General features: G+C 41.3%; 15 protein-coding genes and 2 riboswitches. All 15 genes read left to right on the top strand.

Going from position 1 to position 15,417, the window contains the following annotated elements; translation table 11 throughout:
* The first annotated feature begins 333 nt into the window (after positions 1–333).
* The 15 genes from ACMX9J_RS03975 (at position 334) to cobA (ending at position 15,402) form a co-directional block, all read left to right on the top strand.
* Entirely contained in the window at positions 334–1,605 is a 1,272-nt protein-coding gene (locus ACMX9J_RS03975) for a cation:dicarboxylate symporter family transporter (protein WP_033579176.1), read from the top strand.
* A gap of 107 nt (positions 1,606–1,712) precedes the next feature.
* Entirely contained in the window at positions 1,713–2,750 is a 1,038-nt protein-coding gene (locus tag ACMX9J_RS03970; RefSeq protein WP_028413114.1) for a M42 family metallopeptidase, read from the top strand.
* 352 nt (positions 2,751–3,102) lie between these two features.
* On the top strand, positions 3,103–3,261 hold the full coding sequence (locus ACMX9J_RS03965) for a hypothetical protein (RefSeq protein ID WP_014459832.1): 159 nt from the start codon (positions 3,103–3,105) through the stop codon (positions 3,259–3,261).
* A gap of 146 nt (positions 3,262–3,407) precedes the next feature.
* Positions 3,408–3,587, top strand: a riboswitch (cobalamin riboswitch).
* Between the two features lie 117 nt (positions 3,588–3,704).
* A riboswitch (cobalamin riboswitch) is annotated at positions 3,705–3,885 on the top strand.
* Between the two features lie 100 nt (positions 3,886–3,985).
* Complete coding sequence (locus ACMX9J_RS03960) at positions 3,986–4,366, top strand: (2Fe-2S) ferredoxin domain-containing protein (protein ID WP_033579174.1); 381 nt, start codon at positions 3,986–3,988, stop codon at positions 4,364–4,366.
* Positions 4,367–4,379: 13 nt separating this feature from the next.
* Positions 4,380–6,002 (top strand): precorrin-3B C(17)-methyltransferase, encoded by a 1,623-nt coding sequence (gene cobJ, locus ACMX9J_RS03955; protein ID WP_034269175.1) that lies wholly within the window; start codon positions 4,380–4,382, stop codon positions 6,000–6,002.
* A 17-nt stretch (positions 6,003–6,019) separates the two neighbouring features.
* Positions 6,020–6,931, top strand: a complete 912-nt coding sequence (locus ACMX9J_RS03950; protein ID WP_033579551.1) for a sirohydrochlorin chelatase — start codon at positions 6,020–6,022, stop codon at positions 6,929–6,931.
* Entirely contained in the window at positions 6,928–7,695 is a 768-nt protein-coding gene (cobK, locus tag ACMX9J_RS03945; RefSeq protein WP_033579172.1) for a precorrin-6A reductase, read from the top strand. Before ACMX9J_RS03950 ends, cobK begins: the two co-directional genes overlap by 4 nt.
* Before the next feature lie 5 nt (positions 7,696–7,700).
* Positions 7,701–8,348 carry a precorrin-8X methylmutase gene (locus ACMX9J_RS03940; protein ID WP_013083415.1) on the top strand — a complete coding sequence of 216 codons (648 nt, stop codon included), beginning with the start codon at positions 7,701–7,703 and terminating at the stop codon, positions 8,346–8,348.
* A 3-nt stretch (positions 8,349–8,351) separates the two neighbouring features.
* Positions 8,352–9,455, top strand: coding sequence for a cobalt-precorrin-5B (C(1))-methyltransferase (locus ACMX9J_RS03935; protein WP_033579170.1), 1,104 nt, complete (start codon positions 8,352–8,354; stop codon positions 9,453–9,455).
* Positions 9,445–10,641: a bifunctional cobalt-precorrin-7 (C(5))-methyltransferase/cobalt-precorrin-6B (C(15))-methyltransferase gene (locus tag ACMX9J_RS03930; protein WP_033579169.1), complete on the top strand. Its 1,197-nt coding sequence runs from the start codon at positions 9,445–9,447 to the stop codon at positions 10,639–10,641. Before ACMX9J_RS03935 ends, ACMX9J_RS03930 begins: the two co-directional genes overlap by 11 nt.
* Before the next feature lie 2 nt (positions 10,642–10,643).
* Positions 10,644–11,345: a precorrin-2 C(20)-methyltransferase gene (cobI, locus tag ACMX9J_RS03925; protein WP_033579168.1), complete on the top strand. Its 702-nt coding sequence runs from the start codon at positions 10,644–10,646 to the stop codon at positions 11,343–11,345.
* Positions 11,342–12,118 carry a precorrin-4 C(11)-methyltransferase gene (gene cobM / locus ACMX9J_RS03920; RefSeq protein WP_033579167.1) on the top strand — a complete coding sequence of 259 codons (777 nt, stop codon included), beginning with the start codon at positions 11,342–11,344 and terminating at the stop codon, positions 12,116–12,118. Before cobI ends, cobM begins: the two co-directional genes overlap by 4 nt.
* Complete coding sequence (locus tag ACMX9J_RS03915; RefSeq protein ID WP_034269184.1) at positions 12,115–13,239, top strand: cobalt-precorrin 5A hydrolase; 1,125 nt, start codon at positions 12,115–12,117, stop codon at positions 13,237–13,239. The genes cobM and ACMX9J_RS03915 overlap by 4 nt, the downstream gene beginning before the upstream one ends.
* Positions 13,240–13,252: 13 nt before the next feature.
* The gene (locus ACMX9J_RS03910) at positions 13,253–14,635 is read left to right on the top strand and encodes a cobyrinate a,c-diamide synthase (protein ID WP_034269187.1); all 1,383 of its coding nucleotides are present in this window, start codon (positions 13,253–13,255) and stop codon (positions 14,633–14,635) included.
* Positions 14,632–15,402 carry a uroporphyrinogen-III C-methyltransferase gene (gene cobA / locus ACMX9J_RS03905; RefSeq protein ID WP_013057306.1) on the top strand — a complete coding sequence of 257 codons (771 nt, stop codon included), beginning with the start codon at positions 14,632–14,634 and terminating at the stop codon, positions 15,400–15,402. The genes ACMX9J_RS03910 and cobA overlap by 4 nt, the downstream gene beginning before the upstream one ends.
* The last annotated feature ends 15 nt before the right edge of the window (positions 15,403–15,417 follow it).

Here is a 15,417-nt window from a genome sequence, read left to right as displayed (position 1 = left end):
ATTTTCAGAATTTTATATTCGAATAATAAAAATAAACATGTATCGTATTATACTAACCTAAAATGTATATTTCAATATAAAATTTTATTTTTTTAATTTATTCGCTAAAATAGCAAAAATAGAAAAATACGCAGCGAAAAAATCTCGGTATACAACAATCATTTGATATGATAAAACAGAACTGTAAGTTTTAAAAATTTGCATGTGCGGCCTTACATTTTTTTAGTAAAGAGCTGTTTACATAAGGTGCTGTAAGGGTGTATATTTATACACGGTTCGTTGAACCGCATATGCTCAATGGATGAAAGTCAACTGTGCGAAAGGAGCAAGAAAGTGAAAAGGTTAGGTCTAGCAACTCAGATTCTAATTGGACTGATTTTAGGCGTAGCTGTAGGTGCTATCTTTTACGGAAGCGATACGGCCATTTCTATTTTACAGCCAATTGGAGACATATTTATTCATTTAATTAAGATGATTGTCGTACCGATCGTGATTTCAGCATTAATCGTAGCGGTCGCAGGAGTAGGCGATATCAAAAAATTAGGTAAGCTTGGCGGAAAAACAATTCTTTATTTTGAAATTGTTACAACCATTGCGATTGTAGTGGGGATTATTGCCGCGAACTTATTCCACCCTGGTGCAGGGGTTGATATGGGACATATTGAAAAAAGCGATATTTCTCAATATGAGGCAACGGCAAAAACGTCTGAAAGTACAGGGATTGCTCAGGAGCTTCTTCATATTGTTCCGACAAACGTCTTTCAGTCGGTAGCAGAAGGCGATCTTTTACCAATCATTTTATTTTCCGTACTGTTTGGTGTAGGCGTAGCTTCGATTGGACAGAGAGGAAAACCTGTTTTAGCTTTTTTTGAAGGCGTCTTGGATGCAATGTTTTGGGTAACTAATTTGGTGATGAAATTTGCTCCAGTAGGTGTATTTGCACTTATTGGTGTTAATATTATAAAGTTTGGTGTCGGATCACTTATTCCATTAGGGAAATTAGTGTTCGCCGTTTACTTCACCATGATTTTCTTTGTGCTTGTGGTTCTTGGAATTATTGCTAAAATGGCTGGAACAAGCATGTTTACGCTCATAAAAGTGTTAAAAGACGAGCTGCTTCTTGCTTTTACAACAGCAAGTTCAGAAGCCGTTTTACCATCTCTTATCAAAAAGATGGAAGACTTCGGTTGTTCTAAATCGGTTACATCGTTTGTTATTCCAACAGGCTACACGTTTAATTTAGATGGTTCAACCATTTATCAGGCGCTGGCATCGCTGTTTATTGCTCAAATGTACGGCATTGACCTTTCCATTATGGATCAAATTCAGCTCCTTCTTGTGCTAATGTTAACCTCAAAAGGGATGGCTGGTGTACCAGGGGCATCGTTTGTAGTTGTACTTGCTACGCTTGAATCTATGGGCTTCCCTCTTGAAGGCATGGCATTTATTGCAGGAATTGACCGCATTCTTGATATGATGCGTACCACAGTTAACGTAGTAGGAAATGCTTTAGCTGCAATTGTAATGTCCAAGTCTGAAGGCGAATTTGATAAGCAAAAATCATTAAATTACACAAATGAATTAAAGAAATCAAACATAGCTTAAAACAAAAAAGCCGGGCAGCTGCCTGGCTTTTTTGTTTGGAGCTGCCTGTTATCTTTTTTGAAACATATGGTAAAATAAAAGAAATGAGAGACAAAGGAAGTGTCATAATGACGGAAACTGTTCAGTTAATTAAAAAGCTTGTTTCGATTCCCAGTCCTTCTGGAAATACAGAAAAGGTGATTTCATTTGTCGAAGACTATGTAAAAGAGCTAAATATTCAAACGTATCGCAATCGAAAAGGAGGCTTAGTCGCTACTATTCCCGGTAAAGATACGGATCATCACCGCATGCTGACGGCTCATGTCGATACATTAGGTGCTATGGTAAAAGAAATCAAACCGAGTGGACGTCTGAAAATCGACTTGATTGGAGGGTTCCGCTACAATTCCATCGAAGGAGAATATTGTGAAATCGAAACGTCAGCAGGAGAAGTATTTACAGGGACCATCCTTATGCATCAAACATCTGTTCATGTGTATAAAGATGCAGGTAAAGCTGAGCGAAATCAAGATAATATAGAAATTCGATTGGATGAAAAAGTACATAGCGCAGAAGATGTTCGCAGTCTTGGAATTGAAGTCGGCGACTTTGTTTCGTTTGATCCTCGTGTAGAAATAACAAAAAGCGGTTTTATTAAATCTCGTCATCTCGATGATAAAGCAAGCGTAGCTTTATTGCTTCAGCTCGTGAAAACAATTCAAGAAGAGCAGATCGAACTGCCATACACTACGCACTTTCTTATTTCAAATAATGAAGAAATTGGATACGGAGGAAATTCGAACATTACGCCTCAAACGGTAGAATACTTAGCGGTTGATATGGGTGCCATGGGAGATGGACAATCTACTGATGAATACACCGTGTCTATTTGTGTAAAAGATTCAAGCGGCCCATATCATTACGGTTTGAGAAAGCATTTGGTGGAGCTAGCTAAGCAGCATGATATTCAGTACAAATTAGATATTTATCCGTTTTACGGATCAGATGCTTCTGCTGCTATTCGTGCCGGGCATGACATCGTACACGGCTTAATTGGTCCAGGAATTGATTCTTCTCATGCGTTTGAGAGAACGCATCAAGATTCATTGAACCATACGTACAAGCTTCTTTACCACTATGTGCAATCGAACATGGTTCTGCTTTAAGAAAGGAATATTTAATTAGTGTATTTTTATGCAAAACAAAGAGCAGGACGGGACAGTGATGTCTGTACTTTCCTTTCCTAAAAAAGAAGCCGGCTGTCCGGCTTCTTTTTTTAATAAATACTATATATTTTTTTACTGGTGAAGCAACAGTTGGTAAAAAAAGCACCTTTTTTAAAGAGGTATAATACGGCTTAAACCTTTTGTACATTTTGTTCATTTACAGAAGTTAAAATGTTTTTAAATTTTTAAAAGTTTCTTGTGACAAGTTTTGTAGAATGGGTTTTCAAAAGGATATGGTTTCGTCATAATGTGGATATAGCGATCACTACAATAATCGGAGGCGAATCTTTTCATGTGGGTACTGACGGTATATGCTGGAAAAGAAATGAAAATGTTTGAATTTGAAACTGAAACGCAGGCGAGAGAAGCTTTTGCAAAAACAAATGGCTGTAAAGTTCTTTCAGAAGTCGTGTATTATAATGATCCTCATTTAACATTAGTAGCTATATAATGAAAAAACAAGAGCTGACTTTATGCTCTTGTTTTTTTATAGCTTCTTGTATCTTACGAAAAGAATAGAGTTGAAATAAAAAAAAATGTACGCTATGATATGGTAGTTACTTCTATTATTCTGATAGTTTAAAAGGTTCATATATATCAAACAGCAACAGTAAAGATGCCAAGAAGGCTTAATAGGGAAACTGGTGAAAGACCAGTACTGCCCCCGCAACTGTAAGTGTGGACGAACGAGTATAACCACTGTGGAAAAATCACGGGAAGGTTCTCAAGTAGAATGATACACAAGTCAGGAGACCTGTCTTTATTGTGAAGTTTCTATTTCTCCGGGGAGCGGGAAGGGAAACGTTGGCTTAAAGTGGCATTCGTGTACACTTTTATTCTGACGTTTTACCCGCTCGCATATTAGCGAAGCGGGTTTTTCTCGTAGCACAAAACTACATATCGTGCAAAAAAGGTGCGCAATGTTCACATTGCGTTAAATGGGAAGTCTGGTGTGAAGCCAGCGCGGTACCCGCCACTGTGAAGAGGAGCTGATTGCATATGCCACTGTATTCGGGAAGGCGCAATCAGGTGATGAATCGAAGTCAGGAAACCAGCCTTTTTCTAATGCGAAGCTTACCCTACGGGATATAGGTGGAAGTGCAAAAACTTAGTTTGAATTTTTCTGCGCCTCTATCATTGATAGAGGCGTTTTTTTAGTAAAGGAGCGAATAAGTGTGACGACGTGGAACTTAAATGGAACAAAACATCACGTATTGATTTGTAATGGAAGCAGCTGTATGAGAAAAGGTGGAGAAGAAGCCACGCAAGCTATTCGAAATAAAGTGACTGAACTGAATCTAGATGAAGCGGTTCACACAACCCGTACGCGCTGTAACGGAAGATGCAAAGATGCTCCTGTAGCTATCGTGTACCCTTCAGGAGATTGGTACAAGCAGGTCACTGAAAACGTAGCTCATCGAATTGTTGAAGAACATTTAGCAGGAGGCTGCAGCATAAAGGAATCACTTATTTATGAATATGATCAAAACGGTTTTGTTTCTCCGGAAAAGAGTGACTCCATAGAAGGAATTGACAAAGTAAAAAGTAACGCATAAAGGAGGAGCTAGCATGAAAGGTAAACTGTTAGTTATTGGATTCGGCCCAGGAAGCTTTGAACATATTACACAGCGAGCAAGAGAAGCCATTCAAGAAAGTGATATGATCATTGGTTATAAAACCTATGTGGAATTAATTCAAGGACTATTAACGAATCAGCAAATTATTAGTACAGGAATGACCGAAGAAGTAAGCCGTGCACAAGAAGCCGTAAAGCAAGCTGAAGCGGGAAAAACCGTGGCGGTCATTTCAAGCGGAGATGCAGGAGTATACGGAATGGCCGGCCTTGTGTATGAAGTGTTGATTGAAAAAGGATGGAAAAAAGAAACGGGCGTAGAGCTGGAAGTGATTCCTGGCATTTCGGCTATTAATTCATGCGCATCCCTCCTTGGGGCGCCCGTGATGCATGATGCCTGTACGATTAGTTTAAGTGACCACCTTACGCCTTGGGAGTTAATCGAAAAACGAATCGAAGCAGCTGCACAAGCAGATTTTGTAGTAGCTTTTTATAATCCGAAAAGCGGAAGACGCACAAGACAAATTGTGGAAGCGCAAAGGATTTTATTAAAATACCGTTCCCCCGATACGCCTGTTGGTCTTGTGAAAAGCGCTTATCGTGACCGCGAAGAAGTGGTAATGACCAATTTAAAAGACATGTTAAATCATGAAATAGGCATGCTGACTACCGTTGTTGTCGGAAATTCATCTACGTTCTTTTACGATGACTTAATGATTACACCGCGCGGGTATCAGCGGAAATATACCCTCAACCAAACAGAGCAGCCGCTAAGACCGCATCAGCGACTTCGAAAAGAAGCAGAACCATGGGCTCTTGATCAAGAGGAGACTGTAAAGCAAACGGCTTCAGCTATTGAAGATGTTCAGAATACAAAAGAAGAAAAAGCGGCTTCACGAGCTCTGGCAGAAGAAGCGCTTCAAGCAATTTTAGGTGAAACTACTTCACCGGTCGTACACCAGCCAATTGAGTCTATTTTTGAAGTGGCAGTTAGTCCAGGGCTTGCAAATAAGAAGTTTACGCCCGTTCAAATGACAACACTAGCAGAAGTTGTTGGTGAAAAAGGTACGATGGAGTATACGCCTGACCATCAAATCAAACTGCAAATTCCAACGGCTCAGCCAGATGTGATTATTAAAAAGCTCCAATCAGCTTCCTTTTTACTATCTCCAGTCGGAGACGTGTTTACAATTAAAGCGTGTGATTTTTGTGATGGAGAAAAAAGCGACGCCATCCCGCATACGGAACAATTACAAAAGCGTCTCGGTGGAATGGACATGCCAAAAGAGCTGAAGCTTGGTATTAATGGATGCGGTATGGCCTGTTACGGTGCTGTTCAAGAAGATATCGGCATTGTCTACAGAAAAGGTGCGTTTGACTTATTTTTAGGGGCTAAAACGGTTGGACGAAACGCCCATTCAGGTCAAATTGTGGCGGAAGGCATAGCGCCCGATGACATTGTTGAAATAGTGGAGAACATTGTCCATGAATATAAAGAAAAAGGTCATCCAAATGAGCGGTTTCATAAATTCTTTAAGCGTGTGAAGAATGTTTATGGATTCGACTATCAAGATATAACACCAAAAATAAAAGTAGAACCAGCTCCGTGTGGAGATTAAAAATGGGAGGGCATTATATGAAATCAGTTTTATTTGTCGGTCATGGAAGTAGAGATCCTGAAGGGAACGATCAAATTCGCGAGTTTATCTCGACTATGAAGCATGATTGGGACCCATCTATTTTAGTAGAAACGTGTTTTCTAGAGTTTGAACGTCCGAATGTAAGTCAAGGCATTGATACATGTGTGGCAAAAGGAGCGACAGATGTAGTTGTAGTTCCAATTATGCTCTTGCCAGCTGGCCACTCAAAAATACATATTCCGGCGGCTATAGATGAAGCTAAGGAAAAATATCCACACGTAAACTTCGTGTACGGACGTCCCATTGGCGTTCATGAAGAAGCCCTTGAAATTTTAAAAACGAGATTACAAGAATCAGGAGAAAATTTAGAAACTCCAGCTGAAGACACGGCTGTTATTGTCTTAGGGCGAGGAGGAAGCGATCCTGATGCAAACAGTGATTTATATAAAATTACGCGCCTTCTTTGGGAAAAAACAAACTACAAAATCGTCGAAACTTCTTTTATGGGCGTGACCGCTCCATTGATTGATGAAGGAGTGGAACGATGTTTAAAACTGGGCGCTAAAAAAGTGGTTATTCTTCCGTATTTCTTATTTACAGGAGTACTAATTAAGCGTTTGGAAGAAATGGTGAAGCAGTATAAAATGCAGCATGAAAACATTGAGTTTAAGCTAGCCGGCTATTTCGGTTTTCATCCAAAACTGCAGACAATTTTAAAAGAACGTGCTGAAGAAGGATTAGAAGGCGAAGTGAAAATGAACTGCGATACATGTCAATATCGCCTCGGCATTATGGAGCATATTGATCACCATCATCATCACGATCATGATCATGATCACGGGCACCATCACCACGATCACCATCATGACCATCACCACCATGAAGATAAGGTCGGCGAGTTAAAATGATTTTATTGTTAGCGGGAACTAGCGATGCACGTGCATTAGCTGTTCAAGTGAAAAAAGAAGGTTACGACGTTACGGCGACGGTTGTAACCGACAATGCAGCAATCGAATTACAGCGAGCAGAAGTGAAAGTGAAAATTGGACGTCTCACACAAGAAGATATGATGACTTTTATAAACGAACATGGTGTAAAAGCTATTGTGGATGCAAGTCACCCCTTTGCCGAAGAAGCATCTAAAAACGCCATCGGTGCGGCTGCTGAAACATCGATTCCTTACATACGCTATGAGCGGGCTTCGCAGGCTTTTACCTACGACAATATGACGATGGTTTCTACGTATGAAGAAGCAGCTGAAGTAGCAGCTGAGAAAAAAGGAGTTATTATGCTGACAACAGGCAGCAAGACGCTGCAGGTTTTTACAGAAAAGCTCCTTCCTCTTTCAGATGTACGGCTTGTTGCTCGTATGCTTCCAAGGCTGGATAATATGGAAAAGTGTCAGCAGTTAGGATTGCCGCAAAAAAATATTATTGCTATTCAAGGTCCGTTTACAAAAGAGTTTGATCAAGCGCTTTATAAGCAATACGGAGTGACGGTCATGGTCACAAAAGAAAGCGGAAAAGTTGGATCTGTGGATGAAAAAGTGGAAGCAGCTAAAGAGTTAGGCTTAGATATCATTATGATTGGGCGACCGAAAATTGAGTATGGGACCGTGTATTCCACGTTTGAAGAAGTGGTTCATGCTTTAGTAAACCAAACTAGGAGTTGATTGAGATGGATTTTCGTACAGAATTTAAACCGTTAACTGTTCAGCCTCAGCAAATTGAAGGAAAAAGTTTTGAAATGATTACAGAAGAGCTTGGACCTCATCCGTTTACAGATGAACAGTACCCAATTGTTCAGCGGGTAATTCACGCGTCTGCAGACTTTGAGCTTGGACGCAGTATGCTGTTTCATCCAGATGCGATTCAAGCAGGAATTAAAGCCATTCGCAGCGGCAAGCAAGTGGTTGCAGATGTACAAATGGTGCAAGTAGGAACAAACAAGCAGCGAATTGAAAAACACGGCGGTGAAATCAAAGTTTATATTTCAGATCCGGACGTAATGGAAGAAGCAAAGCGCTTAAATACAACGCGTGCAATTATTTCTATGCGAAAAGCAATTAAAGAAGCAGACGGCGGGATTTTTGCAATTGGGAACGCACCGACAGCGTTACTTGAGTTAATTCGTTTGATTAAAGAAGGAGAAGCGAAGCCTGGGCTTGTTATTGGTCTGCCGGTAGGGTTTGTTTCAGCGGCTGAATCGAAAGAAGAACTTGCCAAACTTGACGTGCCGTTTATTACAAACATCGGGCGAAAAGGCGGCAGTACGGTAACGGTTGCTGCATTAAATGCAATTTCAATTCTTGCAGATCAGGTGTAACGCATGAAGGAAGTACCAAAAGAACCTAAGAAACTCAGAGAAGGCTATACGACGGGCGCTTGTGCAACGGCAGCTACGAGAGCAGCTCTGCTTACGCTAATTTCAGGAGAAGTGCAAGAGGAGTCAACGATTTACTTACCTGTTGGTCGCTTTGCTACGTTTCATCTTGAAGAATGCGAGTATCGCACAAGCAGCGCTGTAGCCAGCATCATTAAAGATGCTGGAGATGATCCCGATGCCACGCACGGAGCGCTGATTATTTCTGAAGTTTCGTGGTGTAATGGTGCAGACATTATCATTGATGGAGGAGTGGGAGTAGGGCGTGTGACAAAGCCCGGTCTCCCAGTTCCTGTCGGTGAAGCAGCCATTAACCCTGTGCCAAGAAAGATGCTGAAAGAAACGGCTGAACAGCTTCTAGCCCAATACAACATACAAAAAGGCGTTAAGATTGTCATCTCGGTTCCTGAAGGAGAAGAAATGGCGAAAAAGACATTAAATGCGCGTCTAGGTATTTTAGGAGGCATTTCGATACTGGGGACGCGGGGAATTGTTGTTCCGTTCTCAACAGCTGCTTATAAAGCAAGTATCGTGCAGGCCATTAGCGTTGCTAAAGCGAGTAATTGTGAGCACGTTGTCATTACGACAGGGGGACGAAGCGAAAAATATGGAATGAAACAGTTCCCAGAACTTCCGGAAGAAGCATTTATCGAAATGGGAGATTTTGTTGGATTTACGTTAAAACAATGTAAAAAGCAAGGAATGAAAAAAGTGTCGCTCGTAGGCATGATGGGAAAGTTTTCAAAAGTCGCGCAAGGCGTTATGATGGTTCATTCAAAAAGTGCACCTATTGATTTTAATTTCTTAGCAAAAGCAGCTTCTGAGTCAGGCGCTTCTGCTGAACTGGTAGAGGAAATAAAAGGCGCAAACACAGCTTCTCAAGTGGGAGATTTAATGACGCAAAGCGGTCATCATCAGTTTTTCGAAAAACTGTGCGAGTACTGCTGTTTATCAGCATTAAAGGAAGTAGGGGACGGAATCGATGTCGATACGTCTCTTTACACATTAAAAGGAGATTTTTTAGGACAGGCGGTGCAACATGGCAATTAAAATTATTGGAATTGGTGACGACGGGAAGTTAAGTCTACTTCCTATGTATGAACAGTGGGTGTATGAAAGTGATGTGCTAATTGGAGGAAAGCGTCACCTTGACTTTTTTCAAGATTTCGAAGGAGAAAAAGTAGCCATTGAAGGAGGTCTTTCTTCCCTTGTTGAACGTTTAAAAAACGAAGAAGGAAATGCGGTTGTGTTAGCCTCAGGCGATCCGTTATTTTACGGAATTGGAAGCTATCTTTCTGCGAAGCTAGACGTTGAAATATATCCTTATTTAAGTTCTATTCAGCTTGCATTCTCACGTCTAAAAGAGCGATGGCAAGACGCTTATTTTACAAGCGTGCACGGCAGAAGTATAAAAGGGCTGGCTCAGCGCATTGACGGTTATAAAAAAGTGGCGATTTTAACCGATGAGCAAAATTCTCCTAGTGCTCTGGCAAACTACTTGTTATCATTCGGCATGACAGAATACAAGATGTTTGTGGCAGAGAATCTAGGTGGAGAGGCGGAGCGCTGTCAGCTGCTTTCGCTGGAAGAGGCGGCGAATCAACTCTTTTCTCCGCTTAATGTCGTGATATTAAAACAGGTAGAAAAAAGTCCAGTCTGGCCTCTCGGAATAGAGGACGATGAATTTATTCAACGCAAGCCGGACAAGGGACTTATTACTAAAAAAGAAGTTCGTACACTTAGTATTAGTGCCCTGCAGCTAAAGAGAGACAGCGTCGTATGGGATATCGGAACATGTACAGGTTCAGTCGCGATTGAAGCAGCTAAAATTGCGCGTGAAGGACAAATTTTTGCTGTGGAAAAAAACGAAGCAGACTTGGAAAACTGCAGGGGAAATCTAGCGAAATTTCGAGTAGATGCCCATACTGTGCACGGAAAAGCACCGGAAGGGTTAGGTGAGTTTGCTGATCCTGATGCGGTGTTTATTGGAGGGACAGCAGGAGGCATGGAAACCATTTTAGACGTGTGCTGCAGCCGATTAAATTCAGGAGGGCGCATCGTATTAAATGCCGTAACGATTGAAAATTTGGCAGAAGCGATGAAAGCTTTTAAAGAGCGAGGATTTGAGACTGCTGTTACCCTTGCACAAGTTTCAAGAAGCAAGCCAATTTTACACTTAACACGATTTGACGCTTTAAACCCCATTTATATTATTACAGCCAAAAGAGGAGAATGAACATGATTGGAACATTGTACGGACTTGGAGTTGGACCAGGAGATCCAGAATTGATTACAGTAAAAGCATTTCGTAAATTAAAAGAATCACCCGTTATTGCGTACCCAAAAAAGCAAAAAGGAAGCAAAAGCTACGCCCAAAAAATTATTGATGTCTATTTCAGTGCAAATGAAAAAGACATGCTAGGCCTTGTGTTTCCAATGACAAAAGATCCTGCTATTTTAGAGAAAAAATGGACCGAAACAGTGGAACGAGTATGGGAAAAGCTCCAGGAGGGAAAAGATGTAGCATTTGTGACAGAGGGAGATCCTATGCTTTATAGCACGTTTATTCACATGATGCGCCTGATGCAAGAACGTCACCCTCAAGCTCCTATTCAAGTAATTCCTGGTATTTCATCTATTAACGGGGCTGCGTCTCGCTTAGGCATTCCATTAGCAGACGGTGATGAACATGTGGCCATTGTTCCTGCTCGTGAAGATTATGAAACAATGAAAAAAGTATTGGTGGAAAACGACTGCGTTATTTTTATTAAAGTGGCTAAAGTCATCGATTTTATGGTCGGTCTTTTAAAAGAGCTTGATCTGCTTGAAAAAGCATCGGTGGTAACAAAAGTAACGTCAGATGAAGAAATTATTTGGAAAGCTTCAGAACTAGAAGGAGCCGATTTACAATACTTAACGCTAATGGTGGTGCGAAAATGAAGTTATACATAATCGGAGCTGGACCCGGAGATCCAGATTTAATTACCGTAAAAGGCTTAAAATTACTTCAGCAGGCAGATGTTGTTTTATACGCTGACTCACTAGTAAGTGAAGAGCTAGTTGCTAAGTCTAAACCAGGAGCTGAAGTGTTAAAAACAGCTGGTATGCATTTAGAAGAAATGGTCAGTACGATGCTTGATCGCATGCGTGAAGGAAAAATGGTTGTAAGAGTTCATACCGGAGATCCGGCTATGTACGGAGCCATTATGGAACAAATGGTACTTTTAAAAAGAGAAGGCGTTGATATTGAAATTGTTCCGGGAGTCAGCTCCGTATTTGCTGCAGCAGCAGCGGCTGAAGCAGAATTAACCATTCCAGATTTGACTCAAACGGTTATTTTAACTCGTGCTGAAGGAAGAACGCCTGTGCCTGAGTTTGAAAAATTAACTGATTTAGCAAAACATAAATGTACCATTGCTTTATTTTTAAGTGCGACGCTCACAAAAAAAGTAATGAAAGAATTTATAAGCGCCGGTTGGAGTGAGGACACGCCGGTTGTAGTAGTCTATAAAGCAACGTGGCCAGATGAAAAAATTGTTCGCACGACGGTAAAAGACCTGGATGATGCTATGCGAACAAACGGCATTCGTAAGCAGGCGATGATTTTGGCAGGTTGGGCCCTTGACCCCCACATTCATGACAAAGATTATCGATCAAAACTTTATGATAAAACATTTACCCATGGCTTTCGAAGAGGAGTGAAGTCGGAATGATTCAACTCCAAGAAGGAAAAAAAGCTCTCATTACACAGCGCGGGGATTATGCTGTCGTGGCCATCACGAAGCATGGCGTAGAAATTGCAAGAAATCTAGGCCGCACTTTTCAGCAGTCCGATGTGTATTACATGAGCAAGTTTGAAAAAGGAGACGAAAGAGAACAGAACATTCAGCTGTTTTCAGGAAGCGTGCGGATGCTCTTGCCTTCTCTTTTTGAATCGTATAAAGGACTTATTATTATTATTTCACTGGGAGCAGTTGTACGTATGATTGCCCCTATTTTAAAAGATAAGAAAACGGATCCTGCGGTTGTTGTCATTGATGATAAAGGAGAAAATGTCATCAGCGTGCTTTCAGGTCATATCGGAGGAGCAAATGAGCTAACGCGTGAAGTTGCGGCAGCACTTGAAGCTCATCCTGTTATTACAACAGCATCCGATGTTCAAAAAACGATTCCCGTTGATTTATTTGGTAAGCGCTTTGGATGGGTGTGGGAATCAGCAGAAAAGCTAACCCCTGTCAGCGCTTCTGTAGTAAACGAAGAAGCAATAGCGGTGGTTCAAGAATCAGGTGAAAAGGGCTGGTGGCACTATGAGCACCCTGTTCCAGCTAACATTAAAACGTACTCATCGATTCAGACAGCTCTCGAAGCATCGCCACATGCAGCCTTGGTCGTAACGCATCGCAATTTAAAAAAAGAAGAAGAAGCGATCTTAGAAAACGGTGTTCTTTACCGTCCAAAAGTACTGGCGATTGGGATGGGGTGCAACAGAGGAACAAGCGCAGCGGAAATTGAAACCGTTATTGAAAAAACGCTTGCTGAACTTCAGTTTTCAATGAAAAGTGTAAAAGCATTATGTACAATAGAGTTAAAGAAAGATGAAGAAGGGCTGCTAGAAGTGGCGTCTAAGTACGGCTGGGAGTTTGTCTATTATTCGCCCCAAGAGCTAAACAGCATAAGTATCCAACAGCCTTCAGATACTGTCTTTAAATATACAGGTGCATATGGCGTTAGTGAACCTGCTGCTATGTTATACAGCGGTGCTGATACGCTTGAACTTGTGAAGAAAAAGTCAGGGAATGTCACCATTTCAGTGGCGCTTATTCCATATGACTAAAGGAGAGAACAAGGTGTCAAACAGAAGACTCGTCATTGCCGGTACCGGAAGTGGCGTAGGGAAAACAACACTTACAATTGGGCTGATGGCGGCATTAAAACAAGCTGGTTATAGAGTTCAAGGGTTTAAATGCGGACCCGATTATATTGATCCAACGTATCATACGGCTGTTACAGAACGAGCGTCTCGTAATATAGACAGCTGGATGCTTGAACACGATATGGTTAGGGAAATTGTAGCTCGAGCTAGTGAAGACGCTGATATTTCCATCATGGAAGGAGTTATGGGATTTTTTGATGGGAAAAATCCGTTAACGAGCGAAGGGACAACAGCAGAAATCAGCTTAATCACCAATAGTCCTGTCCTTTTAGTTGTCAATTGTGCTAGTATGGCTAGAAGTGCAGCGGCAATTGTAAAAGGGTTTCAGCAATTTTTACCGGAAGCGAACATTGTCGGTGTAATTGCTAACCGAGTTGGAAGTGAAGGGCATTATAAACTTGTTAAGGCAGCGATTGAGCAGGAATGTCATATCCCTGTAGTAGGCTACTTGAAAAGAAACGATGATCTTACGATTCCTGAACGTCACCTCGGGCTGATCCCGTCGATTGAACGAGGAGAATTAACACCGTTTTTTGAACAGTTAGGGCAACTTGTTCATGATACAATTGATATTGAAAAAGTATATGAACTTGCTTTAGCTCCTAAAATAGAAATTAATGATCCTATCTTTACAAAGCCGTCCGTACCTCAAGTGAAAATTGCTGTGGCAAGAGATGCCGCTTTTAACTTTTATTATGAAGAAAATTTCGAATTGTTAAAAGCTTACGGAGCAGAGCTTGTAGAATTTTCGCCTTTAAAAGGAGAGACGGTTCCGCAAGATGCTGATGGCCTTTACATAGGAGGCGGATTTCCAGAAGAATTTGCTGAAACGCTGGCTCAGCAAATTGACGTTAAAAATTCTGTTCGAGCAGCCATCGAAAAAGGGATTCCTACACTTGCTGAGTGCGGAGGCTTTATGTTTTTAACAGATGCTATTGTCACAACAGATGATACATGCCATGAAATGGTGGGGCTTATTCCCGGACAAGTAAGAATGCAGACAAAATTGGCTGCTTTAGGGTACCGAGAAGTGACGGGAAAGCCAGGGAATTTTTTATTTAAAGGCGATATACAAGCTAAAGGCCATGAATTTCATTATTCAACCTTTCATTCAGAGAAAGAGTTTTCGCCTGCCTATGATACAAAAGGGATGCGAGGAATGAAAGAAGAAGGCTATATGAACAATAATTTAATTGCCGGCTATACGCACTTTCATTTCGGCTCTTCTACGAAGATGGTAGAAAACTGGGTGGAACAGTGTAAAGCGGTAAAAAAAGAAAGAAGAGATGCCGTGTGACAGTTGGAAAAGTATATTTAGTAGGAGCCGGACCAGGAGATCCGAAGCTAATAACCGTATATGGAATGGAGTGTATTCAAGAGGCGGATGTCATTTTATATGATCGCTTAGCTAATGAACAGTTATTAAACTATGCTAAAAAAGACGCGGAGCTTATTTTTTGCGGGAAATTACCGGGCAAGCACGGAGTCATCCAAGATCGTATTCACGAACTGCTTGTTGAAAAAGCACTTCAAGGAAAAGTAGTGACGCGCTTAAAAGGAGGCGATCCTTTTGTGTTTGGCCGCGGAGCAGAGGAAGCTGAAGTACTTGCTACTCAAGGAATTCCTTACGAAGTCGTGCCTGGTATCACGTCAGGAATTGCAGCTCCAGCTTATGCAGGAATTCCTGTTACCCACAGAGATCATGCCACTTCTTTTGCGATTGTAACGGGGCATGGAAGAGAAGAAAAAGGAAAAGATTATTTAAACTGGTCAGCGCTTGCTCAAGGAATAGATACAATTGCGTTTTATATGGGCGTTGGAAATTTACCTCATATATGCAAGCAGTTGATGGACCATGGACGAGATAAACATACGCCAGTAGCGCTTGTTCAATGGGGAACGACGAAGTATCAGCGCACCGTAACGGGAACGCTTGCCACAATCGAAGAAATAGCAAAAAAAGCAGAAATTGCTCATCCTGCCATCGTGCTTGTAGGTGAAGTAGTGACAATTAGAGAAAAAATAAAATGGTTCGAAGAAAGAGCGGAAAATATTCTGCTTTAACGTTAAAAGGAGGAG

It is taken from the genome of Priestia sp. RMT2NF4 (assembly GCF_047872835.1).
GTDB lineage: Bacteria > Bacillota > Bacilli > Bacillales > Bacillaceae_H > Priestia > Priestia zanthoxyli.
This window is presented reverse-complemented; position numbering and strand designations above follow the sequence as displayed.

Bases quoted from the DNA above. Each gene is read 5' to 3' on its own strand.
- ACMX9J_RS03930 (WP_033579169.1), top strand. From the start codon at position 9,445: ATGGCAATTAAAATTATTGGAATTGGTGACGACGGGAAGTTAAGTCTA.
- ACMX9J_RS03950 (WP_033579551.1), top strand. From the start codon at position 6,020: ATGAAATCAGTTTTATTTGTCGGTCATGGAAGTAGAGATCCTGAAGGG.
- ACMX9J_RS03970 (WP_028413114.1), top strand. From the start codon at position 1,713: ATGACGGAAACTGTTCAGTTAATTAAAAAGCTTGTTTCGATTCCCAGT.
- cobJ (WP_034269175.1), top strand. From the start codon at position 4,380: ATGAAAGGTAAACTGTTAGTTATTGGATTCGGCCCAGGAAGCTTTGAA.
- ACMX9J_RS03935 (WP_033579170.1), top strand. From the start codon at position 8,352: ATGAAGGAAGTACCAAAAGAACCTAAGAAACTCAGAGAAGGCTATACG.
- ACMX9J_RS03965 (WP_014459832.1), top strand. From the start codon at position 3,103: ATGTGGGTACTGACGGTATATGCTGGAAAAGAAATGAAAATGTTTGAA.
- cobK (WP_033579172.1), top strand. From the start codon at position 6,928: ATGATTTTATTGTTAGCGGGAACTAGCGATGCACGTGCATTAGCTGTT.
- cobM (WP_033579167.1), top strand. From the start codon at position 11,342: ATGAAGTTATACATAATCGGAGCTGGACCCGGAGATCCAGATTTAATT.
- ACMX9J_RS03915 (WP_034269184.1), top strand. From the start codon at position 12,115: ATGATTCAACTCCAAGAAGGAAAAAAAGCTCTCATTACACAGCGCGGG.
- cobI (WP_033579168.1), top strand. From the start codon at position 10,644: ATGATTGGAACATTGTACGGACTTGGAGTTGGACCAGGAGATCCAGAA.
- ACMX9J_RS03940 (WP_013083415.1), top strand. From the start codon at position 7,701: ATGGATTTTCGTACAGAATTTAAACCGTTAACTGTTCAGCCTCAGCAA.